Origin of the sequence: Sulfitobacter sp. M05 (assembly GCF_029285175.1) — a bacterium.
GTDB lineage: Bacteria > Pseudomonadota > Alphaproteobacteria > Rhodobacterales > Rhodobacteraceae > Sulfitobacter.
This window is the reverse complement of sequence record NZ_JABEDH010000001.1, coordinates 342,965-367,884: the sequence shown is the minus strand read 5'-3', so window position 1 is coordinate 367,884 and position 24,920 is coordinate 342,965. Positions and strand designations below refer to the sequence as shown.

Genomic DNA, 24,920 nt, shown 5'->3' with positions numbered 1-24,920 from the left:
GCTGACCTAAGTTAGGTTGATGACACGCGCACCAATCCTCAGCTTTACCGACAAGGGCATCTATTGTGCTGCCGGCGATTTTTACGTAGATCCATGGTACCCTGTCGCGCGCGCGCTGATCACCCACGGCCATGCCGATCACGCCCGCCCAGGCATGGGGACATATCTGGCCACAGATGGCACATTGCCGATTATGCGGCACCGGCTTGGGGATATCTCGGCGGAAAGCATCGCATATGGACAAGTCATCCGGATCGGCGATGCACAGGTTTCCTTTCACCCCGCAGGCCATGTGCCCGGCTCCGCCCAGATCAGGATTGAGGTCGGCGGCGAAATTTGGGTGGCCTCCGGCGATTACAAAATCACCGACGACGGTTTGTCAGAACCTTTTGAACCCGTGCCCTGCCATCACTTCATCACCGAAAGCACTTTTGGCCTGCCGGTGTTCCGTTGGGCCGAACAGGCCACTGTCGCCGCCGAGATCAACACGTGGTGGTCCGCTTGCGCAGCGGCAGGAAAGACCGCATTTCTAGGGGCTTATGCCTTGGGCAAGGCGCAGCGCTTGCTGTCGATGTTGGACCCAGATATCGGCCCGATCCTGACGCATACCGCAGTTGAAAACAGCAACCGTGTGCTGCGGGGCCAAGGGTACACCCTGCCTGCAACCCGCCATGCGAGTGCCGATCTGATCCCGAAAAACCATCCCGGCGCAATCGTGATCTGCCCCCCCTCCGCCATGGGCAGCACTTGGGCGCGCAGGTTCGGACCACAAGAAACCGGTTTCGCTTCCGGCTGGATGGCGATCCGCGGCATCCGTCGCCGCCGCGCGGGGGACCGCGGCTTTGTCATTTCGGATCATGCCGATTGGGAGGGCCTGCTGTCAGCGATCAAGCAGACAGGCGCAGAAAATATATACGTGACACATGGTTACACCGATATCTTCAACAAATACCTGAACGAAAACGGCTGGCAATCCCGGGTCATTCCAACGCAGTTCGAGGGTGAAACCGCTGGGGCGGAAGAGCAAGCATGAAACGCTTTGCCACCCTTTTCAACGCCATCGACCAAAGCACAAAAACCACGGTAAAGGTTGCCGCTCTTGCCGCATATTTCACCGAAGCGGATGATCTTGACCGGCTCTGGACGGTTGCGCTGTTCTCCGGGCGCCGCCCGAAACGCGCGGTGACAACAACCCGCCTGCGCGAATGGGCCGCCGAGGTCGCCGGGGTGCCGCTTTGGCTGTTTGAGGACAGCTATGCAATAGTCGGGGATCTGGCAGAAACGATTTCGTTGATTTTGCCGGCCACCCTGTCTGGCGACAACAGGCCCTTGTCGCAATGGATCAATGATCTGCGCGGTCTGGCCGACGTGGATGAGGCGGCGCGAAAGGCTTTTGTGCTGAACGCTTGGCAACGGCTGGGTGGCAGCGAGCGGTTCGTCTTTAACAAACTGATCACCGGCGGGTTTCGCATGGGGGTCAGCCAGAAATTGATGACACGTGCCCTGGCGCAGGCCACTGGCAAATCCGAGGCTGAATTGGCTCACCGGCTTATGGGCAACTGGCACCCGGACACCCACAGCTGGCACAGCCTGATCGAGGCTGAAGACGCCAGCGCCGACGCCTCGCGCCCCTACCCGTTCTATCTGGCCTATGGACTGGAGCAAGAACCCCAGGATTTGGGTGCCCCCTCAGATTGGCGTGCGGAATGGAAATGGGACGGCATCCGCGGTCAGCTCATTTTGCGCGAGGGCGCGTATTTCGTCTGGTCGCGTGGCGAAGAATTGATGACCGATCGCTTTCCCGAACTGGCCCGCGCAATTGACCACCTGCCAAGCGGTACCGTGTTGGATGGCGAGTTGCTTGTCTGGCAGGCAGGCGCAGATAAACCCGCGTCCTTCAACGCCTTACAGCCCCGCATCGGACGCAAGACCGTGCCCAAGAAGCTGCTGAGCGAAGCCCCCGTGGTGTTACATGCCTATGACCTGCTGGAATGGCAGGGTGATGACATCCGCGACCGCCCTTTTGCCGAACGCCGTGCCCTGCTGGAAATGGCCTGTGTCGATTTGCCGAGCGACGCACCGGTCAAACTCTCGCCGCAGCTTGCGTTTCCCGACTGGGACAGGTTGGCCGAGTATCGCCGTGATGCACGCGACGCCCATGCCGAGGGGCTGATGCTGAAACGCGCCGACAGCCCCTATCTTGCAGGCCGCAAAAAGGGCGATTGGTGGAAATGGAAACTGGAACCACTGACCATTGATGCTGTGATGATTTATGCGCAATCGGGGTCAGGCCGGCGGGCTAACCTGTTCACCGACTTCACCTTTGCCGTGCGCAACGGTGACGATTTTGTGCCCTTTACCAAGGCCTACTCAGGTCTGACGGATGCCGAGTTCCGCCAGATCACCGCATGGGTACGCAAGAATACCCTGCAAAAATTTGGCCCCGTGCGGCAGGTGACACCACATCATGTGTTCGAAATTGCCTTTGAAGGCATCCAGCCCAGCTCACGCCACAAGTCCGGCGTGGCCTTGCGGTTTCCCCGCATGAAACGCTGGCGCAAGGACAAGCCACTGGCCGAAGCCAATACGCTGGACGATCTTAACGAAATGCTACGCATTTATGGTTGACGGGGCGCTTGTCCCGCTGCCCTGCCACGCTTAGGTAGGATGAAACAGATGAGGTATCCGATGTTTCAACTTCCCTTCCCCCTTCGTGACGTAAATGCCGGGCATGGCAATGAAAATCTGGGCGACCTGCCCGAATGGGATCTGAATGATCTCTACACGGGCGAAGACGCGCCGGAACTGAAACGCGATCTTGATTGGCTAGAGCAGGCCTGCGCCAGCTTCGCCAGCGATTACGAAGGCAAGCTGGAAGAACAAGACGCTGCCGGCTTGCTGGAATGCGTACTGCGCAACGAAAAGATCAACCAGATTGCTGGCCGTATCATGTCTTTTGCCGGCCTGCGGTATTACCAGCTGACCACGGATGCGGGCCGCGCAAAGTTCATGTCCGACATGCAAGAGCGGATCACAAACTTCACCACGCCGTTGGTCTTTTTCACGCTGGAGCTGAACAAACTGCCTGATGATCACATGGGAAAACTGCTGGCGCAAAACGGTGATCTGGCACGCTACAAACCGGTCTTTGACCGTATCCGTGCAATGAAACCTTATCAGCTGTCAGACGAGCTTGAGAAATTCATGCATGATCTGGGCGTGGTTGGTGACGCATGGGAGCGGATGTTTGATGAAACCATCGCCGGTCTGGAGTTCGAGATCGAGGGCGAACAGCTGGGCATCGAGGGCACGTTGAACCTGTTGACCGACCAAAACCGTGACAAACGCGAGGCCGGTGCGCGTGAACTGGCGGATGTTTTGGGCAGCAATATCAAAACCTTCGCGCGTGTTCACAACACCCAAGCCAAGGAAAAGGAAATCATCGACCGCTGGCGGGGCATGGAAACCGCGCAGACCGGTCGCCATCTGAGCAATCAGGTTGAACCAGAGGTGGTTGAGGCGCTGCGCAACGCGGTTGTTGCCGCTTACCCCAAGCTAAGCCACCGGTATTACGAACTAAAACGCAAATGGCTGGGGCTGGACAAGATGCAGGTCTGGGACCGCAACGCGCCCCTGCCGATGGAAGATCCCCGCGTGGTGGACTGGGCGGCGGCAGAGAAAACCGTGATGGATGCCTATAACGCTTTTGATCCGCGCATGGGAGAGCTGGCGGCCCCCTTCTTTACCAAAGGCTGGATAGATGCGGCGGTGAAACCGGGCAAGGCACCGGGTGCCTTTGCCCACCCAACCGTTACCGATGTTCATCCCTATGTGATGCTGAACTATCTGGGAAAACCACGTGATGTCATGACCTTGGCGCATGAACTGGGCCACGGCGTGCATCAGGTTCTGGCCGCCGGACAGGGTGAAATGCTGTCTTCCACACCGCTGACATTGGCGGAAACCGCCTCGGTGTTTGGCGAGATGCTGACCTTCCGCAAGATGCTGGACGGGGCCAAGACCCAAGCGGAACGCAAGGTGCTGCTGGCCGGCAAGGTCGAGGACATGATCAACACGGTTGTTCGCCAAATCGCGTTTTACGATTTCGAATGCAAACTACATGCCGCCCGCCGTCATGGCGAGTTGACCCCGGATGACATCGACGCCTTGTGGATGTCCGTTCAGGGTGAATCCCTCGGGCCTGCCTTTGAATTCATGGAGGGGTACAAACACTTCTGGGCCTATATCCCGCATTTCGTGCATTCACCCTTCTACGTCTACGCCTATGCCTTTGGTGACGGCCTGGTAAACGCGCTTTACGCGGTTTACGCCGAAGGTGAAGAAGGCTTTGAAGAAAAGTACTTCGATATGCTCAAGGCCGGCGGATCAAAGCACCACAAGGAACTGCTCGCCCCCTTTGGCCTGGATGCCAGCGACCCGGCGTTCTGGGACAAGGGCCTGTCGATGATTTCCGGCTTCATCGATGAATTGGAAGCGATGGAGGATTAATCACTCCACGCGTAACATCCCACGCCGTCCCTTTTCAGGGGGCGGCTGAACGGCACCGCATAATCAACCTGCGTATTCCACTGACCAAAATCAGGGGTGCGTGGGTTGACCGTATTGAAATCAAACTGAAAATCACCGCCGGTACCAAACTTCCAACCGTTACACACCGTGGTCAGCTCCTGCCGCATTACCCATTTTTGCGAGGCCTCAAAACTCTGGTAACCGGCCAAGCCCTTGGATTGCGACAGCCAGCAGAAATCAACCATCCCCGTTGACAGCAAATGGTCACAGACCAGCCCGCCGCCATAGCCGCCAATTTTAAAGCGCATGCCGGTTTGGTTGCCAAAATTGGTGAAAATCGTCTGAATATCGCGAAAATACGTGTCGATGTAGGGTAGGATATCACGCGGCCCGTGTTTGCCCGCCGTACCGCCAAAAAGGTCCACCGCCTCTTCGCGGTAGATATCATAAAACGCCTGATGTTTGCGAAACGATCCCGCCCCCATGCTGTTCTCAAGCGTCACTTGGCGGGCGGATGAAATCTCTCCGCCGCCGCTCTTGGCGTATTCGTAATTTGCCGATTGCACCGCCCCGTCCACGCCATCCACCCCAAAGTAGATCGCCGAACCGCTGGGCTGGCCGTTGGCCAATGCCAGTTCAATCGCACGCTGCGCATCCAGCGTGCCGCGCCCCGGCGTGACAAAAGTCATCGGATTGTCGTTATGATGCTGAAATACTGCCAAGAGGTTGAAACCGGCCTGTAAAATCGCGCCGGTTTCTTCCGGCACCAGTGTTTTGCACGGCAAGGTTTCGGCCACATTGTCATAGTAGCGGACGATCGTATCAACCCCCAGATCACGGATCGCGGCCATCGCCGGCCTGCCACCACGGGGCAGAATATCGGTCAGCGGATGCGAGGCATCAATCACAGTGAAGCCGGGATGGGAATCACAGGAAGGTCCCGCCTTGGATGTGCCAGTCATCCCGATGACGACAACACCCCCCAAAAAGGCAATGCCAAGGGCCATCCGGCCAAATTCCAACGGGATGCAATCGCGCAACAACATGCCCTACCCTATCAGATAGCCCCGCCTCGGGCTACTTTAACTGACTGTCCTTTGATCCGCGCCGGTTAATCCCGCCCCGCGTCTGAAACGTCGCATCCCGTTCACGGACGCACTCAATGCAAAGTTTCACCCCCGGCAAGGCCGCACGGCGTGCTTCGGGAATCGGCTCTTCGCATTCCGCACAGTGGCTTCGGCTCTCGCCCACCGGCGTCTTGCGTGCTTTCAATCGGGCCAGTTCATCATTAATCGACGCCTCGATCTGTTCGGATACCGCACCGTCTTTTGCCCATCCCCCAGCCATCTGCTCTCTCCATGAAAAAACCCTGCCCCAGAATGTGGGCAGGGTTGGTGTTTCGTCAAGTCGGCACAGGGTGGTCCCCTAGCCAGCTGTCAAGAGGCCCTTTTCCTTGGCAAGTTCGCGCATCCGGGTCTGCAACTTCTCGAACGCCCGCACCTCAATCTGACGTATCCGTTCGCGGCTGACGTCATATTTACTGCTCAGATCTTCCAGCGTAACCGTCTGATCGCTCAACCGGCGCTGGGTCAGGATATCGCGTTCGCGCTCATTCAACACCTCCATTGCGTCCGCCAACATTTCACGCCGCGTCTCCAGCTCGTCACGTTCGGCATAATCACCAGCTTGGTCGGCATTGTCGTCCTCCAGCCAGTCCTGCCACTGCATCGTGCCTTCGCCGTCCGACCCAACCTGCGCATTCAGCGATGCATCCCCACCCGACATGCGGCGGTTCATCGAAATCACTTCCGCTTCGGTCACACCCAACTGGGTTGCGATGGTTTTAACGTTCTCCGGGCGCAAATCGCCCTCTTCCAGCGCGCCGATCTTATTCTTGGCCTTGCGCAGGTTAAAGAACAGCTTCTTCTGACCGGATGTCGTCCCCAGTTTTACCAAGGACCATGAGCGCAGGATGTATTCCTGAATCGACGCCCTGATCCACCACATTGCATAGGTCGCCAGACGGAACCCTTTCTCTGGGTCGAACCGTTTCACCGCCTGCATCAAGCCAACATTCGCCTCAGAAATCACCTCGGCCTGCGGCAACCCATACCCACGGTAGCCCATGGCAATTTTCGCGGCCAAGCGCAGATGCGAGGTCACCATCTTATGCGCGGCCTTGGTATCCTCTTTTTCAACCCACGCCTTGGCAAGCATGTATTCTTCTTCAGGCTCCAACAGCGGAAACTTGCGGATCTCCTGCATATAGCGGTTCAGACCGCCTTCCGGTGTGGGTGCCGGCAGATTTGCATAATTGGCCATAACTGGTCCCTTTCCCTGAAGATCCCGTGTCTTAAACGTTTATGTTTACGGGCTTAACATCAATATGGGCGGTGGCGCCGCATTTACAAGGCTGACGGCACCGGAATTATTCACACTTATCTAAGAAAGGTGAAGCACAGGTTACCTGACGGTTCCGCAACGCCATGCGTCAAACGGCAAGCCGCACCACATCCAACAATCCCGCCATATCCTGCGGCAACGGGGCTTCGAACCGCATCATCTGCGATGTAACCGGATGCTCGAAGCCAAGGACCGCGGCATGTAGCGCCTGACGCGGAAAGGCTTTGACCGCCTCGGCCGCGATCTGCGGCATCGCCGCTTTGGGCAGTTTGCGCCGCCCGCCATAGGTCGGATCCCCAACCAGCGAATGCCCTGCATGGGCCATATGCACCCTGATCTGATGGGTGCGCCCGGTTTCCAACCAGCATTCCATCAAGGCCAACACCGGCGGGGTGCCGAAACTTTCGACCGTACGTGCGCGTGTCACCGCGTGACGCCCGCCATTAAACAACACCGCCTGACGCTGCCGGTCGGTCTTATGCCGCGCCAATTGTGTGGTCAGCTTTAGGATATTTCCCGCCTCGAACGACGCCCCCTTGATGCCCCGCAACCGTGGATCATTGCCGTCGGGCACCCCGTAAACCAGCGCCTTGTAATAGCGCTCGACCGTGTGTTTCTCGAACTGCTTGGCCAGCCCATGATGCGCCGCATCCGATTTTGCCACCACCAGCAAGCCGCTGGTCTCTTTGTCAATCCGATGCACGATACCGGGCCGCTTCATACCGCCAACGCCAGACAGGTTGTCCCCGCAATGGGCCATCAGGGCATTGACCAAGGTCCCAGACGGCGATCCGGGTGCCGGATGCACCACCATCCCCGCCGGCTTGTTGATCACCACCAGATCGTCATCCTCGAAAATCACTTCTAGCGGGATGTCTTCCGCCTGAATATGGCTCTCCTCGGCCTCCTCAACCCCAATCTCAACAACCTGACCCGCGACCACCCGTGCGCGTGGATCACGTACAACCGCGCCCGCCACCTTGACCGCGCCCTGTTCGATCAGCTTGCCCAGACGTGTGCGCGACAGGTTCGCATCCTCTGGCACATCCCGCGCCAGCGCCTTATCAAGACGGGACGGCGGGTTTTCACGCAAGATAAATGAGATGTGGCGGAGAATTGACATGGATGATCCGATTGAGCCTGCAAACCTGCGGTTCTTAAGGCGGTTGGTGACGGTACTGACCGTGGTGATGATTGCCGGGGTTCTAGTGGTGATTGGCCTGCTTGTCACGCGGTTGAACCGCCCCGCCCCCGATTTACCGGATCAAATCACCCTGCCGGACGGCAAAACAGCCCAGGCCTTTACGCAAGGGGCTGATTGGTACGCCATCGTCACCTCTGATGACGAAATCCTGATCTACGACCGCCTGACCGGTGGGTTGCGACAGTCCCTCCAGATCGACTGATCCCCCCTCTTTTTGGCCTTATATCCTGCGGGGAATCGATCTTTGATCGATGGGGCAGAGCCCCGGCAACATCTGCACCTGGTGAACCCGGGGCCAAGTCGTACCAAAATAACTCCTGATCCGGGCCGGGCCTTAGATCTGCAATGGCTCTTACCCACCGCTGCCAAAAATTCTCTAAATTATTGAAAATGGTACCGCCTCCCCGGCTCGAACGGGGGACCCCTGGTTCCACAAACCAGTGCTCTAACCAACTGAGCTAAGGCGGCACGTGGGGCCGATTTAGCTTCCCCTTAAACGGAATGCAAGACCAAAGAAGCGGGTTAAAGTGTGATTTCCCAATGCTGTTCGATCAAAGCCTGACCAAAAGACACAACAGGCTCCGATGACATCAATTGCCAGCCATTTTTTGCATAAAGCGCCCCAGCCGCCCGGTGCGATTCGTGGGTCCACAGCTTCATCCGCTGATATCCCTGCGCCTGGGCAAACCCCATGCAATGCGCCAGCATCCGCTGCCCCAACCCCTTGCCGCGTGCCCGCTCGGTCAACAAGAACAGCCGCAGCTTTGCAGTTTGCCCGTCCAGCTTCACACAGAAAATACTGCCCAGCCGCTGCCCGCCCTCCCAAGCGATCCAACCGGATTCACAAGCCGGATCATGGTAATTCAGAAAATCATCCAGAATACCGCCCACCAGAATACCGAAACTGTCGTCGAACCCTTCCGCGCGGGCATAAGAATCACGATGTTCCGCGACCAGCCAATCACGATCCTGCGGCTCGAACCTGCGAATCTCTACCTTTTCCATCCTGTCAGCATGCCCCGCAGGTCCTTGCCTTTCAAGCCGGCCCGCGGTAGCGATGCATCCACATTTTGGAGGCAGCCATGGGCATTAACACCGAACGCGACATCGAAGCCAACCTTCAGATCGGCCCCACCGATGCCGGCATGGTACGCCTGTTTGTCGAAGGTGACGGCATTGAAATTCCAATGGATTTCACCCCGGAAGAAGCCTACGAAATCGCCGAGGAAATCATGGCTGCGGCCAATCGGGTCAGCGGCAGCAAGGCCAACCGCTAGAGCGCCTTGCCTCAGTCCCACTGCGGATGCATGTCGGGATCGCGCAACAAGTGCAGACGCCGCGCCGCATGAAACGCAAACTTTTGCACCATAACTTTGCGCCGCGCGGCGGCCAGCCGCGTTTCCGGCCCCATGCGAATGGTCTCACCGCCATAGGCATCCGCAATGATCAATCCGCAGTCATCCGGCAGCAGCTCGGTTGGAAAATCACTATCCACAGCCCAGAAAAACCGGTCCGCCCATTCCAGATAGCCGCGCCATTTGTTGTCTGACATGTAATCCGCGCGCGAGGATTTACATTCCACCACCCAAATCTCTCCTTTGGGACCCAGCGCCATCACATCCACCCGCAATCCGCGCGTCGGCACCAGCTCTTCAACGCAGGCAAAACCGTGGCTGGCCAGATGCCGCCCCACCCCCCGCGCCAAAAGCTGACCGGGCTGCAAAAACGAGGAAGCGGGTGAAAATTCGGTGTCTGACATACGACAATCATGAACATTTCATGAACATTCGCAAGAGAGCTTGTTACATTGACCGCTTGATCACCAATTCCACTGCATAAACGACTTGACATGATACCTTATGGTTTCCCATATATGAAACCATAAGGTATCACAAATGAGGAGCCTCAATGCCCGACAATACACAGATGACTTTTCGCGCCCTCGCTGATCCGACCCGGCGCGACATCCTTGCCCTTCTGCGTACCAAGGACATGACCATTGCAGATGTCTCGGATCAATTCGATATGACCCGCGCGGCAGTCAAGAAACACCTCACCGTACTCAGCGACGGCGGGTTGATCACTGTCACCCCGCGTGGGCGGGAACGCATTAACAGCATCAATCCAAACGGCTTTGCACCGGTCCTCAGCTGGCTCGAAGTCTTTGATAATTTCTGGGACGGCCGCCTCGACGCCCTAAAAAACGCCATCGAAAAGGATAATACATGACCCGCCCCATAATCGAAAAAACCATCTTCCTGAAGGCCCCCCGTGCCGATGTCTGGGAGTATCTGACCCAGCCGGACAAACTGGCTCTGTGGTTCCACCCACCCAAAACGCCACTCACCGAAGGGCAACCACTTGCCATGTTTGGTGCCGAGTCCGGTGATAAATTGATCTGGGGAAATGTCATCGCAGCCCGTGCGCCTGAATATCTGGAATATACTTTTTCCGTCGGCCCGATGGGGGATGCCACCAGTACTGTCAAATGGACTCTGGATGAGGTTAAAGGCGGCACCCGTCTGCATCTGCGCCATGAGGGCCTGCCCACAGGTGACGCGGCATTTGGTCTGCTGCTATCACTGGACAAAGGCTGGGACGAACACATGGGCCGCATGCGCGGGTATATCAACGAGGATACCTAGGGTCAGGACCCCTTAATCCTGTGCCGTCAGTTTGCCTGATTTTTTCGCTAACAAGGAACATCTGTGCAGGAAACCCCATTCGGGACATTGCTGCGCAATGCCCTGTCGGGCAGTGGTGGTTCTATTTCAAGTAGATGTAACGCCCCCTCTCGGGATCATCCTTTGGATGACCCTGCCGGGCAATGGGAAGCGGCAAAATCCGGCAAACCCGCAGGGCAGTAATTTCACTTCATTTCAGCGTCTTGGACCGCTTGCAAATAGAACCACTATTGACCGCGCGGCCCAAACCATTGAAATTTCGTGAAATTGCCGCTGACGATACAGGATTAACGAGTCCTGACCCCAGATCGAAGAATGCAGGCGGGGCAAATAACCCCGTCAGCGCCCTTGCACAGACCCCGCCCGCGCCCTACCTATGAGCGGTGACGGGTTCTGCCCTGTTCGTGAGACGTTACATTCCAGTGGCCTTAAGCAAATCCTAGGGAGCTGGCTCTGTTCGAGCCCTGGTTCGTTTATCTGGCGCCCACCTGTACATACAGGTCCCCGGGAATAAAAAACTGACCGGCAATGGTGGTCCCGTCACATCCACCTCAGCTTATGACAATGGACTACGCGACCTGCCCGCCTCAGCCTCTACTGGCAATGGCTGTGGCATCACCCCAATGGGCGATCCCCCTTTTGGCCCGTCGTCTGTGGTGTCATCCTCGGCCATCAACATTATTGCCACGCCGTTTTGCACCCCGGCAAACACAATCCCGTTCAACACCCAAAAGACCACAAGTGCCATCAGCCCAATGTCAGAAGTGCTTATCAGATGCCACAGGTTCGCGACATTCAGCCACATCAAGCCGGCGATAAAAACCGCCGACAGGGCAAAACCGATCAGACAGTGTTTGATATAGAATCGGAAAATCACAGGCATGGGCGTCTCCTTTTCTCAAGGATAGCCTAAATGAACCGGCTTTCAAAACGGGTCAAAACGCCTCGGGACGGGCCTCCCGGGCCATATGATCCAGCACAGCGTTGACGAAACTCGGCTCCTTCCCCTCTGGGAAAAACGCCCGTGCGATGTCAACATACTCCGAAATCACCACCTTCGGCGGGGTGCCGGTGTCACGCAATTCGGCACCCGCGGCGCGGAACAAGGCGCGCAATGTCGGATCAATCCGCGCGATTGCCCATTTCGCCACCAACCCGCGATCCGTCATCTGGTCAATCGGGGCTTGGTAATTCACGGCATCTTCAAGGACTTGCGTGAAGTGCGTGATGTCGCCATCCTGCAATTCCACTCCATCCAGTGTCGCCCCAAAACGGTAATCCAGAAATTCCAGCCGCACCTTTTCAACCGTCAGCGACGAATGCTCCATCTGGAACAACGCCTGCACGGCATAAAGCCGCGCGGCGGACTTCATCTTGCGTTTCTGATTTCCCGACAGGCCAGTCGTCATGCGATATTACTTCCATCTGTGTCGCCAGCCATCAGCGTATCCTCGCCCCGTGGCTTGAATCCGATACCCTTGCTGGTGTGCGCCCACTTACGGGCCAGTGCGATCAGATGCAAGGCCGCCGCTGCCGCGCCGCCGCCCTTGTTCTGCCCCTCAGGGTCGGCACGCACCTCTGCCTGTGCCTTGTTCTCGACGGTCAGGATGCCATTGCCGATGCACAGCCCCTGCAAGCCAAGCAATTGCAGCGCACGGCTGCTGTCATTGCAGACGGTTTCATAATGCGTGGTCTCCCCACGAATGACGCAGCCCAATGCAACATATCCGTCAAAATTACTGCGCCGGTCGCTGATGCCGATGGCCGTCGGAATTTCCAGCGCGCCCGGCATTTCCACCACGTCAAACTCCGCCCCTGCGGCGGTCAGCTCGGCCTTGGCACCGCTCAGCAACCCATGGGCAATATCACTGTAATAGGGCGACACCACGATCAACACCTTCACGGGTTTATCAAATTCGGGCCGTGCAAGGACGGTGTGTTCTTCCGAGGATGCCATGTATTATCCTTCCGCAATCGGGCGCGTACCCACGATTTCAATATGATAGGCGTCCAGCCCCAGATACCGCGTTTCGGGATTGTCGGTCAGAAGCACCAGCTTTTTCAACCCCAACGTCGACAGGATTTGCGCCCCCAGACCGGTGTTCTTGACTGTGCGCGGTGCCTCGTCCTCATCATCAAGACGCAGCTTTGGATAGGGATCACGGAACAGCAAAACCGCCCCCCGTCCTTCCTCCGCAATGATCTGCATCGCGCGGGGCAGCTCATCTGCCGGACTTGGGCCAAGCCCCAGAATATCCTCAAGCGCGTTGATCGCATGGGTGCGCACGAGAACCGGCGCCTCGCTGGAAATATCCCCCTTGGACAAGACCACATGATCGGTGCCGGTAATCTGATCGGCAAACACCCGCATCTGCCATGCGCCGCCATAAGCCGAGGTGACTTCGCGCCGGTCACGTTCGACCAACAGGTTGTCATGGGTGTGACGATAGGCAATCAGATCGCTGATCGTACCGATTTTCAACCCATGTGCCGCGCCGAATGCCACCAGATCCGGCAGACGCGCCATGGTGCCGTCTTCTTTCATGATCTCACAAATCACACCTGACGGGTGCAGCCCGGCCAGGCGGCTGATGTCCACCGCCGCCTCGGTATGGCCGGCACGCACCAACACCCCGCCATCGCGCGCGCGCAATGGGAACACATGTCCCGGTGTGGCAATATCCGCCGCACCATTGTCTTCGTTGATGGCAACCGCCACGGTCAACGCCCGGTCCGCGGCGGAAATACCCGTAGTGACACCCTCGCGGGCCTCGATGCTGACCGTAAAGGCGGTCTCGTGACGCGAAGAATTGTTCATCGCCATCATCGGCAATTCCAATGTGCCAATCCGCTCCGCGGTCATCGGCAAACAGATCAACCCGCGCCCGTGGGTCGCCATAAAATTGATCGCTTCGGCATCGGCAAACTGCGCAGGGATAACCAGATCCCCCTCGTTCTCGCGGTCCTCATGGTCGACCAGAATGAACATCCGGCCTGCCCGCGCTTCTTCGATAATCTCTTGGATCGGAGAGATGGCCGCTGCCAGCCCCTCTTCTACGGGCCCAGGTGTTTCAAAGTTCATGACAATTCCTCGCGTCTTTGCCCCGCTGATAGCGCAGCGCATCTTTTTTGACCAGAGCCGCACCACCGCTGTCAGAACACCGCCACGTCGCCCTTTCGCGCCCGCCCACAGCCCGCTTCATCTTGCCCTTAAACTCAATCCCGCCCGCCGCAACATATTCCGCCAGCAGCGTTCACCCCCAACATGGGCCGCTAAACCCGGCCTTCGCCCGCAGCAAAATACCGTGTCGCTTCAAGATACCCCGCGGCCTGCGCCGCCGTACTCCAGTCCCGTTCGAAACCAGTATCACCCACAATCAGTACCTGATCCCGGCATAAACGCTGGCCAGTGATCACCGCGCCGAGATGATCGCGCATTTCGGCCCAGCTGTCGGTGAACTTCGGGGCCATACCCACATGGTCAAGCACTGCATTCGCCCCCGCCACCTTTTCGGCACTTAACGGCGCATGTACCAGCGCCAGCTTGCGCGCGCCCTGCACCGCCTGCAACACTGCGTCATGCTCCACCGGCATTGCCGGTGCTTCGGCCCGCACAACCCGCAGCGCATTCGAGGAAAACAACAGCCCCATAATGTCACGCCCCGTGGCTTTGCGCACTGCCGCATAGGTCGGGTAATCCAGCCCAAGGGCCCGCGCCCGTGCCACATGCATTTTGACCACCATCAGGGGCACCGCCTTGGGCATCGCCGCATCCCGCGCCTTTTGCCATTGAAACGCGCGAAACTTGCCGCCCCGCGCCATGTTCGGCCCCCGATTATGTCCGATACCCGGCGTCACGACATCTCTGCCAGACGGGCCACATAGCGGGCCAATGTGTCAATCTCCAGATTGATCCGGTCCCCGACCTGAACATCACCCCATGTGGTCACTTCTTTGGTATGAGGGATGAAATTGATGCCGAAATCGCACCCGTTCACTTCATTCACCGTCAACGATGTCCCGTTCAACGCAACCGAGCCTTTCGGCGCAATGAACCGTGCCAGCTCTTTTGGCGCGCGCAGGGTCACGCGGGTGCTGTCGCCCTCCTCCGCCATCGCGACCACCTCGGCCACACCATCCACATGGCCAGACACGATATGTCCGCCCAATTCATCGCCAACCTTCAACGCCCGCTCAAGGTTTACGCGCCGGCCCTGGGTCCAGTTGCCAAGGTTGGTCTTATCGACGGTTTCGGCGCTGATCTGCACCTCGTACCAATCCGGCCCCAGGCCCACGACCGTCAGACAAACCCCGTCACTGGCGATAGAGGCCCCCATATCAATGCCCGTGGTGTCATATCCGGTGGTGATCCGCGCCCGCAGATCACCATCTTGTTGCAACGCAGCAATGGTCCCAACATCAGTGATAATTCCGGTGAACATGGCGGCCCTTTCTCATTAACTTTCCCTTGACGTATCGCCCGTAGGCTATGCTGACAAGGGAGCGTCGGGGTTGGGCATGGCCGTTGCCATATTTTCGCCCCAATTCCATGTAGAATTTGATAAAACGTCTATAAAAGAGGCTTTCATGACCGCCCGCGCGCCCGACACACGGGTCTTCCTCTTCCTGCAAGGGCCCCATGGACCTTTCTTTAACCGGCTGGGCAAGATGCTGCGGCTGGCAGGGGCGGATGTGTGGCGTGTCGGCTTTAACGCCGGCGACCGGGCCTTCTGGTTCCATCCGGCCAGCTATATCCCCTTTAACGGCACAGCGGCAGAATGGGACGATACCTTTGCCAGCCTGCTGACCGAAAAATCCGTCACCGACATTGTGCTTTACGGCGATACCCGTCCCATTCACGCCAGCGCCGTCGCCGAAGCCAAACGGCGCGGCATCACGGTCCATGTCTTTGAAGAAGGCTATATGCGCCCCTATTGGGTCAGCTATGAACGCGGCGGATCGAACGGCAATTCCCGCCTGATGGAGATGACCATCCCCCAGATGCAGACCGCGCTGGCGCAATCCGACATGGAAGCCCCCCTGCCGCCGGGCCATTGGGGCGACATGCGCCAACACATCTTTTACGGAGCACTGTATCATTGGTTTGTCATGTTCCGGAACGGCGCTTACCGCAACTTCCGCCCACACCGCAGCCTGCCTGTCACCACAGAATTCGGCCTCTACGTCAAACGCCTGTTGCTGATGCCGCTGCTGGCGGCGGATCGCCTGCTGGCCACCATGCGCATCCGGTTGGGTGGATTTCCCTATCATCTGGCCCTGCTGCAACTTGAGCATGACAGCTCTTTTCAGGAACACTCGCCCTTCAACACAACGGCCGATTTCCTTGAACTGGTGATCAAAGGCTTTGCCGAAGGTGCCCCCAAACACCACCACCTTGTGATCAAGGCCCACCCGCTGGAGGATGGCCGCGTGCCAGTGCGCCGCGATGTCAAACGTCTGGCTGCCAAACTTGGCATTGCAAATCGCGTGCATTTTGTGCGTGGCGGCAAGCTGGCCCAGCTCCTGAATGACGCCCGCACCGCCGTCACGGTCAACTCTACCGCCGGACAACAGGTGCTTTGGCGCGGCATACCACTCAAAGTGTTTGGGCGTGCGGTCTATGCAAAACCCGAATTCGTGTCCGATCAACCTCTGGCAGAGTTCTTCGCCGGTGCCTCGCGCCCTGACAACAGGGCCTACAAGGACTATCGGCGCTATCTTCTTGAAACTTCACAAGTTCCCGGCGGATTTTATTCCGCCCGTGGTCGCCGCCAATTGCTGCGTCAGGTGGTTGATATGATGCTGTCAGCGGAAGATCCCTATGAGGCGCTGCAATCAGGCACCGCGGCCCCACGGCAACAGTTGCGCCTTGTCACCTGACCTAAAGGCTTATGCATACTGGATTTTCAAAACCCGCTGGGGGTAGCGTGGGCGCAATTACGTCGAAACAATCGGCGAATTTCGAGGCAGAATTGAATAGGTCGAGGAGACCGCGCAGTGAAATCCGTATTTTCCCGGTGGGCGCGCCCCATCGCAACCGTTGCGGCCTTGGCCGTTCTTGGGTCATGTGGTTTGCCGCAGGTCGGCCCGAACAAACGTCAAATCTATGCCGGGTCGGTCCAAAAGGACGGCGATTCATTTGTCGTCTCGGTCAATGACCGCGTGACCCGCGCCACGGCTGTGGTTCCTGCATTGGGGTTCTCGGACTCCTTCACCAAGGCGGCACGGCTGGGCTCGGATACGATCCGCGCGGGTGATGTGCTGGGCATTACCGTCTATGAAAACGTCGACGATCCGCTGTTGGGTGTCGAAGGTACCCCCGCCGCGCTGCTGGAAGAGGTTCAGGTCGACGGCGCAGGCTTCATCTTTATTCCCTACGCTGGCCGGATTAAGGCCGCAGGTAACACGCCCGACGCCATCCGCCGCATCATCACCAACAAGCTGGGCGAACAAACCCCCGACCCGCAGGTCGAAGTGCGCCGCGCCGCAGGTGACGGTTCAACGGTATCCCTCATCGGCTCTATCGGCGCACAGGGCGTTTATCCGATTGAACGGCCCACCCGCACATTGGGCACCATGCTGGCACGCGCCGGCGGTGTGACGATCGAACCCGCCATCGCACAGGTGACCGTGATCCGCGGCAAGCAGCGCGGTAAGATCTGGTTCGAAGACCTGTATGACCATCCCGAACTGGACATCGCCCTGCGCGCCGGTGACCGGATTCTGGTCGAGGAAGACAGCCGTTCCTTCACCGCTCTGGGTGCGACGGGCGGTCAGGCTCAGGTGCCGTTTGAATCGCAAACCCTCTCGGCCCTTGAAGGCATCGCACAGGTTGGCGGCTTGAACGCTGCCACCGCAGACCCGACAGGGGTCTTCATTTTCCGCAACGAACCCGCCGAAGTTGCGGCACAGGTTCTGGGTCGTGATGATCTGGTTGGCGCACAACGCATGGTCTACGTGCTGGACCTCACCAAACCCAACGGCATGTTCATGGCCCGCGACTTTGTGATCCGCGACGGCGACACGCTTTATGTCACTGAAGCCCCCTTCACCCAGTGGAACAAGGTGATTTCCGCGATCACCGGCACGGCAACCTCTGCTGCCGGTCTGACAACCCTGACGGGCGGCTAATCCGCGTGGCTTTCGGGCCCGAGGTATATGACACACCCGCCGCCGGCCCTGCAAAGGACCGGCGGCTTTTTGTCTATAACGGCGGTTTCCTGACCCAGCGGCGGGTGCGCCGCATTCTGCAATTGTCGGGATATTCCCTGCACCTTGGCCTGCCCCGCGACGGGGACAGCGTGGCGGTCTGGGGCAACTCCCCGACCGCGCATCGCGGGTTGCGGGTGGCCGCAAAATACAAAGCCCCCGTGGTCCGTGTCGAAGATGCCTTGCTGCGCTCCCTGCATTCAGGGCGCACCGGCGCCCCCCCCCTTGGTTTGATGATCGACAGCAAGGCCGCGCATTTCGATCCAACAACCCCGTCCGAGCTGGAAGAGCTGCTGGCCAGCCATCCACTTGACGACACTGCGCTGCTGAACCGCGCCCGCAGCGCCATCGCCAGGCTAACCGAGGACCATCTTACCAAATATACCGGTTTCGATGTGGCAGGCTCTGCCCCGGATCCGGGGTATGTGCTGGTCATCGACCAAACCTTCGGCGACGCCTCCGTAACCGCTTGCGGCGCGGATCGTGCCCGGTTTCAGGAGATGCTGGTCTTTGCGCAGGAGGAACACCCCGGCGCACGCGTCATCATCAAAACCCACCCCGACACCATCGCCGGCCATCGCAAAGGCTATTTCACACCCGAAGATGCCAATGACCGCATTACCCTGCTGGCGGATCAGATCAGCCCGTGGAAATTGTTTGAGGGGGCCGTGGGGGTCTATACCGTGTCCTCGCAAATGGGGTTCGAGGCGATTTTCGCCGGTCACAAACCCCGCGTCTTTGGCCAGCCGTTCTATGCAGGATGGGGCCTCACGACAGATGAATTCCCGGTCCCGCGCCGCCAGCGCAGCCTGACACGGCCGCAACTCTTTGCTGCCGCCATGATCCTCTATCCGAAATGGTACGACCCGTTTCACGACCGCCTCGGCACATTGGAAGGCGCCATCGAAGCACTGGCCGCCCAGACCCGCAGCTGGCGCGAAGACCGCGCCGGCTGGACCGCCTCTGCCATGCGCATGTGGAAACGCAAACCCTTGCAAGGGTTCTTTGGCCAATATAAACCCGTGACCTTTCAGGACAATCCCGCCAAGGTCCGCCAATCCGGCACCCCCTGGATGGTCTGGGCCGGCAAGGCACAGGTCGGCCACGCGGATGCTGTTTCAGTGGAAGACGGGTTTCTGCGCTCCAAAGGCCTGGGGGCGGAACTCGTCCCGCCCCTGTCGCTGGTCTGTGACGATCTGGGTATCTACTATGACCCGACGCGCCCAAGCCGGCTTGAGAAATGGATTGAAAAACGCGCCAACCTGCGCACAGATCAACAGACCCGCGCGCGCCGTCTGATCGAACGGCTGACCTCGGAGGGCTTGGGTAAATACAACCTTACCGCCCGGAAAACCGACCTTACCGGCCTGCGGCAGGGTCTCCGTATCCTCGTGCCCGGACAGGTCGAGGATGACGCGTCGATCCGCACCGGCACTGACCTGATCCAAACCAACCGCGCACTGCTGGAAACGGTCCGCGCCGCCCATCCCGATGCTGTAATCCTTTATAAGCCACATCCCGACGTCGAAGCCGGCCTGCGCATCGGGGCCACCGATGCTGAAGGGCTGGCCGACATCGTGCTAGACAATGCCGATCCGATTGCCCTGCTGGCCCATGTTGACGCGGTTTGGACAATGACATCCCTGTTGGGCTTTGAAGCCTTGCTGCGCGGCCTGCCTGTCACCACAGTGGGCGCGCCGTTTTACGCGGGTTGGGGGTTGACCACGGACAAAGGCGATGTGCCCCCGCGCCGCCGCGCCCAGCCGTCCCTTGAGGGGCTGGTTCATGCCGCGCTGATTGATTATCCGCGCTACCGCGATCCGGTCAGCGGGCTGCCCTGCCCTGTCGAAGTGATCGTTGACCGTCTGGCGACAGGCACAGTGCCGCGCCCCGGAGCGGCAAACCGGCTACTGTCCAAGCTTCAGGGAGTGTTTGCCACACAGACGCATCTGTGGCGACGTTAAGAGCGGGTCCAGACCTGCATGACATCAGCACCCACCTTATGGGAGGATTGCAGCACGAAACGCGGGGCCTCCGACAGCCGTGCAACGCCCATCGCGCCAATCCCCGGCAGCCCCTCCGCACCGATCACCAGACCTGCGGTAAAGCCCACCAGATCATCCACCAGATCCGCCTCAAGCAGTGAGGCCGCCAAAGCACCGCCGCCTTCGCAAAACACCCGGGTCAGCCCATGCGTGCCCAGCTGCTGCATGACATCAGCGGGGTCCAACTGTGCGCCCGCACTGCGGCAGGGCAACATCACCGCCCCCAGATCACGCCAGGTCTGCACCAGCATGGCATCCGCGTCGGTCCCGTGACAAAGGATCAGCGGCACGTCTTTGGCGGTGCGCGCCAGCTGCCCCATCAAAGGTAAATCAAGCCTGCGCGACACCACAACCCGGGCGGGCTGGTTGGAGATACCCAGATCGCGCACGGTCAGGCTGGGATCATCCTTGCGGGCCGTGCCGCCGCCGATCATCACCGCATCATGGCGGCTGCGCATGGCATGGACGACACGGCGCGCTTGCGGGCCGGTGATCCACTGGCTTTCGCCGGTACCCGTGGCAATCCGCCCGTCAAAGGAATTGGCAAGTTTCAGCGTCAGAAATGGCCGGCCAAGTTCAATGCGGGAAAAGAACCCCGCGTGATCCCGCGCGGCGGCTTCGGCCCCCTCGCCCAGATCAACCGCAATGCCGGCAGCGCGCAGCATTGCAATGCCCTTACCATCCACCCGCGTATCACTGTCGGCCATGGCCACAACCACCCGCGCAACACCCGCGCCAATCAGCGCATCAGCGCAGGGCGGCGTCTTGCCGTGATGGGCACAGGGTTCCAGAGTAACATAGGTCGTGGCCCCGCGCGCCGCCTCACCGGCCTGTGCAAGCGCTTCGGTTTCGGCGTGGGGCCTGCCGCCGTCCTTGGTCCAGCCCCGTCCGATAATACGTCCCGCTTTAACGATAACACAGCCAACCGCAGGGTTGGGCCAGACCCGGCCCATCCCCCGACGCCCCAAGCTTAGCGCCAGCCCCATAAAGCGGGCATCATTCAATGCCGGCTGGGTCAATCGTCTGACGGTTGATCGGGGCGCAGTTCCTGAACGAATTTGTCAAAATCATCCGCCGCCTGGAAGTTCTTGTAAACACTGGCAAAACGCACATAGGCAACGGTATCAATCCGCGCCAGTGCCTCCATCACGATCTCGCCAATCTGCTTCGATCCGATGTCGGTCTCGCCCATGCTTTCCAGCCGGCGCACGATGCCACTGATCATCTGGTCGATACGTTCGGGGTCGATCGGACGTTTCTGCATCGAGATACGGATCGAACGCTCCAGTTTATCACGGTCGAAATCTTCGCGTTTGCCGGAGGTCTTGATCACCACCAGATCGCGCAGCTGAACCCGCTCGTAAGTTGTAAACCGACCGCCACAGGCAGGGCAAAAACGTCTGCGCCTGATCGACACATGATCCTCGGCCGGACGGCTGTCTTTTACCTGAGTGTCAATATTTCCGCAAAACGGGCAGCGCATGGGCCGTCCCCCTTTTCTCTCTTTTCAACCGCACTTGTGGGGTGTGTCCCCCATTTACCTATAGGTATAGGGGAGCCGCGAGGTTTTGGGTAGGGGCGAATTGTCCCGCAATATCTTGGGGGTGGCGCTGAGTCTTGTCGGCAACGCCACCGCGCCAGCCTGCAATTAGAGCGTTCCGCCATAAACATGAATCGCTTTCGCTGCCTCTCCCTTTGGTCGAACGCGAAAAGCGATATATGATGGCTCAGGTTAAAGACCGGACACTTTAATCCGCAGCGAAATGGGCGGCAACACTGCGGGTGTGCGGCGCATCCCGGTGTTCAAACAGGAATATCCCCTGCCAACGTCCCAAACGCATCTGGCCTTGCATCACAGGGATCGACAGGCTGACCGGCAGCATCGCCGCCTTGATATGCCCGGGCATATCGTCCGGCCCCTCATAGGTGTGGGTCAGATAGCGCATGGCGGGGTCCGTTGTCGGCGGCACCAACCGCTGGAAATAGGCCAGCAGATCAACCTGCACTTCGGGGTCAGCATTTTCCTGAATCAACAGTGATGCCGACGTGTGACGCACCATCAACGTCAGCAGACCGTCGCCCTGCCCCGCCAACCAACCGGCCACATCCCCGGTGAATTCATATAACCCTTGTGCGCGGGTCGCGATCTGGAAACTGGTTTGCATCAGGCCAATCTGCACCCCCGCACAAAGGGGTGCAACCCAAAGCCAGATACCACCCCAAAGCCTACAGCATCACCTCTGCTTATGGGGCTGCACGTGGGCCGCTGTATCAATCGACGCGGCGCAAGAGGATGTCCTGCAATTCGATCTGATAATCCTTGCAAAACTGTATGGCATGGGCCAACGGCAACCCCACACCGGCGGTAGAAACAGTGACCGAAAAGGATCGTTTCGGACCATCCGGCAAGGAACCCGCATCCAAAGTGAACACCGCACCCTTGCGTCCCGCCACCGTGACAGAGGGGCCACGCGGGGTTTGGACATACAGCCGCTGGTTGCTGGCCTGCCGCTGTCCGTTCAGCACGTAATCGGCCGCCGCACACCACATGCCGCGCGCGCCTTCTCCACGGCCCTCGATCACCTCGAAAGCGGTTGCGCTGACCGGCACAACAGTCAATCGGTTCACCGCAAGATAGGATTGCGCCAGTGCCGGCAGCGGCAGGGCCGCACATATCAGGGAAAGGCATAAACGTCGCATGGGGAGTCCTCCGGGAATTTGAATACCAAACTAAAGCGTTTCAACCGCAGGGTAAAATCACGAGCCCGTGCGCGGCAAACGAAAAAGGGCCGCCCCTTCGGACAGCCCTGATATTATTGCAGCAACAATCAGATCACTGATCGAGGAACGAACGCAGCTTGCGCGACCGGCTTGGGTGCTTGAGCTTGCGCAACGCTTTGGCTTCGATCTGGCGAATACGTTCGCGCGTTACGCTGAACTGCTGGCCGACTTCTTCCAATGTGTGATCGGTGTTCATACCGATGCCGAAACGCATACGCAGCACACGTTCCTCACGCGGCGTAAGCGAGGCCAAAACACGCGTGGTGGTTTCCTTGAGGTTTTCCTGAATGGCGCTGTCCAAAGGCAGCACGGCATTCTTGTCCTCGATGAAATCGCCCAGCTGGCTGTCTTCCTCGTCGCCAATCGGAGTTTCCAGTGAAATAGGCTCCTTGGCGATTTTCATCACCTTGCGGACCTTTTCCAAAGGCATCTGCAACTTTTCGGCCAATTCTTCCGGCGTCGGCTCGCGGCCAATCTCGTGCAGCATCTGGCGGCCCGTGCGCACCAGCTTGTTGATGGTTTCGATCATATGAACCGGAATACGGATCGTACGCGCCTGATCGGCAATCGAACGGGTGATCGCCTGACGGATCCACCATGTCGCATAGGTCGAGAATTTATACCCCCGACGGTATTCGAACTTATCAACGGCTTTCATCAGGCCGATGTTCCCTTCTTGAATAAGATCAAGGAACTGCAATCCGCGGTTGGTGTATTTTTTGGCAATCGAGATAACCAGACGCAGGTTCGCCTCGACCATCTCTTTCTTGGCCTGACGGGCTTCTTTCTCGCCCTTCTGAACCTGCTGTACGATGCGTCGGAACTCAGGGATGTCCAGACCGACATATTGGCCGACCTGCGCCATATCCGCGCGCAGAGCTTCCACTTTGTCAGTAGATTTTTCGATGAACATGGCCCAGCCACGCCCCGGCTTTTCGGCCATCCGCTCCATCCAGTTGGGATCAAGCTCGTAGCCGCGATAGGAGTCGACAAATTCCTTGCGGTTGATGCGCGCCTGATCCGCGAGTTTGACCATAGAAGAGTCGATCTGCATGATCCGGCGGTTGATGCCGTAAAGCTGGTCAATCAAAGCTTCGATACGATTGTTGTGCAGGTGCAATTCGTTGACCAGCAACACAATCTCGGCACGCAGTTTCTGGTATTTGTCTTCCTGCTTTTTGGTGAATGAATTGTCTTCATTCAACGTCGCGGAAATCCGGCTGTCCTGCATTTCGCTCAGCTTGGCGTAATCGTCAGCGATGATGTCCAGCGCTTCCAGAACCTGCGGCTTCAGCGCAGCTTCCATCGCGGCCAGCGACATGTTGGCCTGTTCGTCATCATCGTCATCGTCATCGTCTGTGGTGATCGGGTTGCCGTCAGCGTCGAGTTCCTGTTTCTGCTCTTCGCTCTTGGTTTCGCTCACGCCCCCGACTGCCGGCACAACCGGCGTGGTTTCACCGTCTTCGCCCATCTGGTCACCAAAGGTCGCCTCAAGGTCAATCACATCGCGCAGCAGAATATCTTCGGACAAAAGTTCGTCGCGCCAGATGGTAATCGCCTGGAAGGTCAACGGGCTTTCGCACAGGCCCGCGATCATGGTGTTGCGGCCAGCCTCGATACGCTTGGCAATCGCAATCTCACCTTCACGCGACAGCAGCTCGACCGAGCCCATTTCACGCAGGTACATCCGTACCGGATCATCCGTGCGGTCCAGCTTCTCCGAGGTGCCCGCGGACAGCGCAACTTCCTTCGGACCATCCGTGGTCGCCAGTTCGGTGCCGCCTTTGGCTTCCTCTTCCTCGGCGTCCTCGTCTTCGATGATGTTAATGCCCATTTCGGACAGCATCGACATCACGTCTTCGATTTGCTCAGATCCAACCTGATCAGGGGGCAGCACCGTGTTCAACTGACCATAGGTGATGTAACCCTTCTCGCGCGCCTCCGAGATCATCTTTTTGACGGCGGCCTGGCTCATATCCAAAGAGTGGCCGTTGTCGCCTTCTTCGCGCTTAGTGTCTTCGTTGGTGTCTTTCGCGGCCATGTAAGTCCTTCCAGCGCAAACGC

General features: G+C 58.6%; 28 protein-coding genes and 1 tRNA gene. 11 read left to right on the top strand and 18 right to left on the bottom strand.

The genetic code is table 11. The annotated features are described in order from the left end of the window. The first annotated feature begins 19 nt into the window (after positions 1-19). Genes HKX44_RS01805 through HKX44_RS01795 form a run of 3 tightly spaced genes read left to right on the top strand, consistent with a single transcriptional unit; the run spans position 20 to position 4,509 of the window. Entirely contained in the window at positions 20-1,033 is a 1,014-nt protein-coding gene (locus tag HKX44_RS01805) for a ligase-associated DNA damage response exonuclease (RefSeq protein WP_276149596.1), read from the top strand. After that, positions 1,030-2,628, top strand: a complete 1,599-nt coding sequence (locus tag HKX44_RS01800) for an ATP-dependent DNA ligase (RefSeq protein WP_276149595.1) — start codon at positions 1,030-1,032, stop codon at positions 2,626-2,628. Before HKX44_RS01805 ends, HKX44_RS01800 begins: the two co-directional genes overlap by 4 nt. A gap of 60 nt (positions 2,629-2,688) precedes the next feature. After that, complete coding sequence (locus HKX44_RS01795) at positions 2,689-4,509, top strand: M3 family oligoendopeptidase (RefSeq protein WP_276149594.1); 1,821 nt, start codon at positions 2,689-2,691, stop codon at positions 4,507-4,509. Here HKX44_RS01795 and HKX44_RS01790 read toward each other — a convergent pair. The 4 genes from HKX44_RS01790 to HKX44_RS01775 all read right to left on the bottom strand — a co-directional run bounded on the left by HKX44_RS01790 (position 4,506) and on the right by HKX44_RS01775 (position 8,056). Continuing rightward, positions 4,506-5,576 carry a glycoside hydrolase domain-containing protein gene (locus HKX44_RS01790; protein WP_276149593.1) on the bottom strand — a complete coding sequence of 357 codons (1,071 nt, stop codon included), beginning with the start codon at positions 5,574-5,576 and terminating at the stop codon, positions 4,506-4,508. The two genes, HKX44_RS01795 and HKX44_RS01790, sit on opposite strands and share 4 nt — an antisense overlap. A 31-nt stretch (positions 5,577-5,607) precedes the next feature. Further along, positions 5,608-5,877, bottom strand: coding sequence for a DksA/TraR family C4-type zinc finger protein (locus tag HKX44_RS01785; protein WP_276149592.1), 270 nt, complete (start codon positions 5,875-5,877; stop codon positions 5,608-5,610). 78 nt (positions 5,878-5,955) lie between these two features. Continuing rightward, positions 5,956-6,852 (bottom strand): RNA polymerase sigma factor RpoH, encoded by an 897-nt coding sequence (gene rpoH / locus HKX44_RS01780; RefSeq protein WP_276149591.1) that lies wholly within the window; start codon positions 6,850-6,852, stop codon positions 5,956-5,958. Positions 6,853-7,021: 169 nt separating this feature from the next. After that, the gene (locus HKX44_RS01775) at positions 7,022-8,056 is read right to left on the bottom strand and encodes an RluA family pseudouridine synthase (RefSeq protein WP_276149590.1); all 1,035 of its coding nucleotides are present in this window, start codon (positions 8,054-8,056) and stop codon (positions 7,022-7,024) included. On the opposite strand from HKX44_RS01775, the gene HKX44_RS01770 reads away from it, so the two are divergent. After that, entirely contained in the window at positions 8,055-8,339 is a 285-nt protein-coding gene (locus HKX44_RS01770) for a DUF6476 family protein (RefSeq protein ID WP_276149589.1), read from the top strand. The genes HKX44_RS01775 and HKX44_RS01770 overlap by 2 nt on opposite strands. A 189-nt stretch (positions 8,340-8,528) precedes the next feature. On the opposite strand, the gene HKX44_RS01765 is transcribed toward HKX44_RS01770, so the two are convergent. Both HKX44_RS01765 and HKX44_RS01760 read right to left on the bottom strand, forming a co-directional pair. After that, positions 8,529-8,605 (bottom strand) — tRNA-His (locus HKX44_RS01765). Between the two features lie 54 nt (positions 8,606-8,659). After that, complete coding sequence (locus HKX44_RS01760; RefSeq protein ID WP_276149588.1) at positions 8,660-9,142, bottom strand: GNAT family N-acetyltransferase; 483 nt, start codon at positions 9,140-9,142, stop codon at positions 8,660-8,662. A 77-nt stretch (positions 9,143-9,219) separates the two neighbouring features. Between HKX44_RS01760 and HKX44_RS01755 the strand changes: the two genes are divergently transcribed. Further along, positions 9,220-9,414 carry a DUF6324 family protein gene (locus HKX44_RS01755; RefSeq protein WP_276149587.1) on the top strand — a complete coding sequence of 65 codons (195 nt, stop codon included), beginning with the start codon at positions 9,220-9,222 and terminating at the stop codon, positions 9,412-9,414. Positions 9,415-9,425: 11 nt separating this feature from the next. Here the strand turns inward: HKX44_RS01755 and HKX44_RS01750 are convergent, their stop codons facing one another. Beyond that, a complete protein-coding gene (locus HKX44_RS01750) occupies positions 9,426-9,896 on the bottom strand; it encodes an MmcB family DNA repair protein (protein WP_276149586.1) in 471 nt (156 codons plus the stop codon). Between the two features lie 149 nt (positions 9,897-10,045). On the opposite strand from HKX44_RS01750, the gene HKX44_RS01745 reads away from it, so the two are divergent. The 3 genes from HKX44_RS01745 (at position 10,046) to HKX44_RS01735 (ending at position 11,004) form a co-directional block, all read left to right on the top strand. Further along, the gene (locus HKX44_RS01745) at positions 10,046-10,366 is read left to right on the top strand and encodes a metalloregulator ArsR/SmtB family transcription factor (protein ID WP_276149585.1); all 321 of its coding nucleotides are present in this window, start codon (positions 10,046-10,048) and stop codon (positions 10,364-10,366) included. Then, complete coding sequence (locus HKX44_RS01740) at positions 10,363-10,782, top strand: SRPBCC domain-containing protein (RefSeq protein ID WP_276149584.1); 420 nt, start codon at positions 10,363-10,365, stop codon at positions 10,780-10,782. Before HKX44_RS01745 ends, HKX44_RS01740 begins: the two co-directional genes overlap by 4 nt. Positions 10,783-10,845: 63 nt before the next feature. Continuing rightward, the gene (locus HKX44_RS01735; protein WP_276149583.1) at positions 10,846-11,004 is read left to right on the top strand and encodes a hypothetical protein; all 159 of its coding nucleotides are present in this window, start codon (positions 10,846-10,848) and stop codon (positions 11,002-11,004) included. 373 nt (positions 11,005-11,377) lie between these two features. Here HKX44_RS01735 and HKX44_RS01730 read toward each other — a convergent pair whose 3' ends face one another. The 6 genes from HKX44_RS01730 to HKX44_RS01705 form a co-directional block, all read right to left on the bottom strand. Continuing rightward, a complete protein-coding gene (locus tag HKX44_RS01730; RefSeq protein ID WP_276149582.1) occupies positions 11,378-11,704 on the bottom strand; it encodes a hypothetical protein in 327 nt (108 codons plus the stop codon). 52 nt (positions 11,705-11,756) lie between these two features. Continuing rightward, positions 11,757-12,230 carry a transcription antitermination factor NusB gene (gene nusB / locus HKX44_RS01725; protein WP_276149581.1) on the bottom strand — a complete coding sequence of 158 codons (474 nt, stop codon included), beginning with the start codon at positions 12,228-12,230 and terminating at the stop codon, positions 11,757-11,759. Then, positions 12,227-12,778, bottom strand: a complete 552-nt coding sequence (locus tag HKX44_RS01720; protein WP_276149580.1) for a 6,7-dimethyl-8-ribityllumazine synthase — start codon at positions 12,776-12,778, stop codon at positions 12,227-12,229. Before HKX44_RS01720 ends, nusB begins: the two co-directional genes overlap by 4 nt. A 3-nt stretch (positions 12,779-12,781) precedes the next feature. After that, positions 12,782-13,903: a 3,4-dihydroxy-2-butanone-4-phosphate synthase gene (ribB, locus tag HKX44_RS01715; RefSeq protein WP_276149579.1), complete on the bottom strand. Its 1,122-nt coding sequence runs from the start codon at positions 13,901-13,903 to the stop codon at positions 12,782-12,784. A 191-nt stretch (positions 13,904-14,094) separates the two neighbouring features. Beyond that, on the bottom strand, positions 14,095-14,643 hold the full coding sequence (locus HKX44_RS01710; protein ID WP_276153175.1) for a hypothetical protein: 549 nt from the start codon (positions 14,641-14,643) through the stop codon (positions 14,095-14,097). Positions 14,644-14,675: 32 nt separating this feature from the next. Beyond that, entirely contained in the window at positions 14,676-15,263 is a 588-nt protein-coding gene (locus HKX44_RS01705; RefSeq protein ID WP_276149577.1) for a riboflavin synthase, read from the bottom strand. 145 nt (positions 15,264-15,408) lie between these two features. Here HKX44_RS01705 and HKX44_RS01700 point away from each other — a divergent pair, with 145 nt between their 5' ends. From HKX44_RS01700 to HKX44_RS01690, 3 genes are all read left to right on the top strand, one after another. After that, on the top strand, positions 15,409-16,701 hold the full coding sequence (locus HKX44_RS01700) for a capsular biosynthesis protein (protein WP_276149576.1): 1,293 nt from the start codon (positions 15,409-15,411) through the stop codon (positions 16,699-16,701). A gap of 117 nt (positions 16,702-16,818) precedes the next feature. Next, entirely contained in the window at positions 16,819-17,952 is a 1,134-nt protein-coding gene (locus HKX44_RS01695) for a polysaccharide biosynthesis/export family protein (protein WP_276149575.1), read from the top strand. Between the two features lie 5 nt (positions 17,953-17,957). After that, positions 17,958-19,994, top strand: a complete 2,037-nt coding sequence (locus HKX44_RS01690; protein ID WP_276149574.1) for a capsular polysaccharide biosynthesis protein — start codon at positions 17,958-17,960, stop codon at positions 19,992-19,994. On the opposite strand, the gene ribD is transcribed toward HKX44_RS01690, so the two are convergent. The 5 genes from ribD to rpoD all read right to left on the bottom strand — a co-directional run bounded on the left by ribD (position 19,991) and on the right by rpoD (position 24,897). Further along, the gene (gene ribD, locus HKX44_RS01685) at positions 19,991-21,061 is read right to left on the bottom strand and encodes a bifunctional diaminohydroxyphosphoribosylaminopyrimidine deaminase/5-amino-6-(5-phosphoribosylamino)uracil reductase RibD (protein ID WP_276150778.1); all 1,071 of its coding nucleotides are present in this window, start codon (positions 21,059-21,061) and stop codon (positions 19,991-19,993) included. The two genes, HKX44_RS01690 and ribD, sit on opposite strands and share 4 nt — an antisense overlap. A 29-nt stretch (positions 21,062-21,090) precedes the next feature. Then, on the bottom strand, positions 21,091-21,558 hold the full coding sequence (nrdR, locus tag HKX44_RS01680) for a transcriptional regulator NrdR (RefSeq protein WP_276149573.1): 468 nt from the start codon (positions 21,556-21,558) through the stop codon (positions 21,091-21,093). A gap of 265 nt (positions 21,559-21,823) precedes the next feature. Continuing rightward, entirely contained in the window at positions 21,824-22,240 is a 417-nt protein-coding gene (locus tag HKX44_RS01675) for a secondary thiamine-phosphate synthase enzyme YjbQ (RefSeq protein WP_276149572.1), read from the bottom strand. 106 nt (positions 22,241-22,346) lie between these two features. Next, positions 22,347-22,775 (bottom strand): hypothetical protein, encoded by a 429-nt coding sequence (locus HKX44_RS01670; RefSeq protein WP_276149571.1) that lies wholly within the window; start codon positions 22,773-22,775, stop codon positions 22,347-22,349. 133 nt (positions 22,776-22,908) lie between these two features. Beyond that, positions 22,909-24,897 carry an RNA polymerase sigma factor RpoD gene (gene rpoD / locus HKX44_RS01665; protein ID WP_276149570.1) on the bottom strand — a complete coding sequence of 663 codons (1,989 nt, stop codon included), beginning with the start codon at positions 24,895-24,897 and terminating at the stop codon, positions 22,909-22,911. Positions 24,898-24,920 lie beyond the last annotated feature (23 nt).

Excerpts from the sequence above, each read along its gene's own strand:
- HKX44_RS01805 (WP_276149596.1), top strand. The coding sequence starts at position 20 with ATGACACGCGCACCAATCCTCAGCTTTACCGACAAGGGCATCTATTGT.
- HKX44_RS01800 (WP_276149595.1), top strand. The coding sequence starts at position 1,030 with ATGAAACGCTTTGCCACCCTTTTCAACGCCATCGACCAAAGCACAAAA.
- HKX44_RS01795 (WP_276149594.1), top strand. The coding sequence starts at position 2,689 with ATGTTTCAACTTCCCTTCCCCCTTCGTGACGTAAATGCCGGGCATGGC.
- HKX44_RS01790 (WP_276149593.1), bottom strand. The coding sequence starts at position 5,576 with ATGTTGTTGCGCGATTGCATCCCGTTGGAATTTGGCCGGATGGCCCTT.
- HKX44_RS01785 (WP_276149592.1), bottom strand. The coding sequence starts at position 5,877 with ATGGCTGGGGGATGGGCAAAAGACGGTGCGGTATCCGAACAGATCGAG.
- rpoH (WP_276149591.1), bottom strand. The coding sequence starts at position 6,852 with ATGGCCAATTATGCAAATCTGCCGGCACCCACACCGGAAGGCGGTCTG.
- HKX44_RS01770 (WP_276149589.1), top strand. The coding sequence starts at position 8,055 with ATGGATGATCCGATTGAGCCTGCAAACCTGCGGTTCTTAAGGCGGTTG.
- HKX44_RS01775 (WP_276149590.1), bottom strand. The coding sequence starts at position 8,056 with ATGTCAATTCTCCGCCACATCTCATTTATCTTGCGTGAAAACCCGCCG.
- HKX44_RS01760 (WP_276149588.1), bottom strand. The coding sequence starts at position 9,142 with ATGGAAAAGGTAGAGATTCGCAGGTTCGAGCCGCAGGATCGTGATTGG.
- HKX44_RS01755 (WP_276149587.1), top strand. The coding sequence starts at position 9,220 with ATGGGCATTAACACCGAACGCGACATCGAAGCCAACCTTCAGATCGGC.
- HKX44_RS01750 (WP_276149586.1), bottom strand. The coding sequence starts at position 9,896 with ATGTCAGACACCGAATTTTCACCCGCTTCCTCGTTTTTGCAGCCCGGT.
- HKX44_RS01745 (WP_276149585.1), top strand. The coding sequence starts at position 10,046 with ATGCCCGACAATACACAGATGACTTTTCGCGCCCTCGCTGATCCGACC.
- HKX44_RS01740 (WP_276149584.1), top strand. The coding sequence starts at position 10,363 with ATGACCCGCCCCATAATCGAAAAAACCATCTTCCTGAAGGCCCCCCGT.
- HKX44_RS01730 (WP_276149582.1), bottom strand. The coding sequence starts at position 11,704 with ATGCCTGTGATTTTCCGATTCTATATCAAACACTGTCTGATCGGTTTT.
- nusB (WP_276149581.1), bottom strand. The coding sequence starts at position 12,230 with ATGACGACTGGCCTGTCGGGAAATCAGAAACGCAAGATGAAGTCCGCC.
- HKX44_RS01720 (WP_276149580.1), bottom strand. The coding sequence starts at position 12,778 with ATGGCATCCTCGGAAGAACACACCGTCCTTGCACGGCCCGAATTTGAT.
- ribB (WP_276149579.1), bottom strand. The coding sequence starts at position 13,903 with ATGAACTTTGAAACACCTGGGCCCGTAGAAGAGGGGCTGGCAGCGGCC.
- HKX44_RS01710 (WP_276153175.1), bottom strand. The coding sequence starts at position 14,643 with ATGGCGCGGGGCGGCAAGTTTCGCGCGTTTCAATGGCAAAAGGCGCGG.
- HKX44_RS01705 (WP_276149577.1), bottom strand. The coding sequence starts at position 15,263 with ATGTTCACCGGAATTATCACTGATGTTGGGACCATTGCTGCGTTGCAA.
- HKX44_RS01700 (WP_276149576.1), top strand. The coding sequence starts at position 15,409 with ATGACCGCCCGCGCGCCCGACACACGGGTCTTCCTCTTCCTGCAAGGG.
- ribD (WP_276150778.1), bottom strand. The coding sequence starts at position 21,061 with ATGGGGCTGGCGCTAAGCTTGGGGCGTCGGGGGATGGGCCGGGTCTGG.
- nrdR (WP_276149573.1), bottom strand. The coding sequence starts at position 21,558 with ATGCGCTGCCCGTTTTGCGGAAATATTGACACTCAGGTAAAAGACAGC.
- HKX44_RS01675 (WP_276149572.1), bottom strand. The coding sequence starts at position 22,240 with ATGCAAACCAGTTTCCAGATCGCGACCCGCGCACAAGGGTTATATGAA.
- HKX44_RS01670 (WP_276149571.1), bottom strand. The coding sequence starts at position 22,775 with ATGCGACGTTTATGCCTTTCCCTGATATGTGCGGCCCTGCCGCTGCCG.
- rpoD (WP_276149570.1), bottom strand. The coding sequence starts at position 24,897 with ATGGCCGCGAAAGACACCAACGAAGACACTAAGCGCGAAGAAGGCGAC.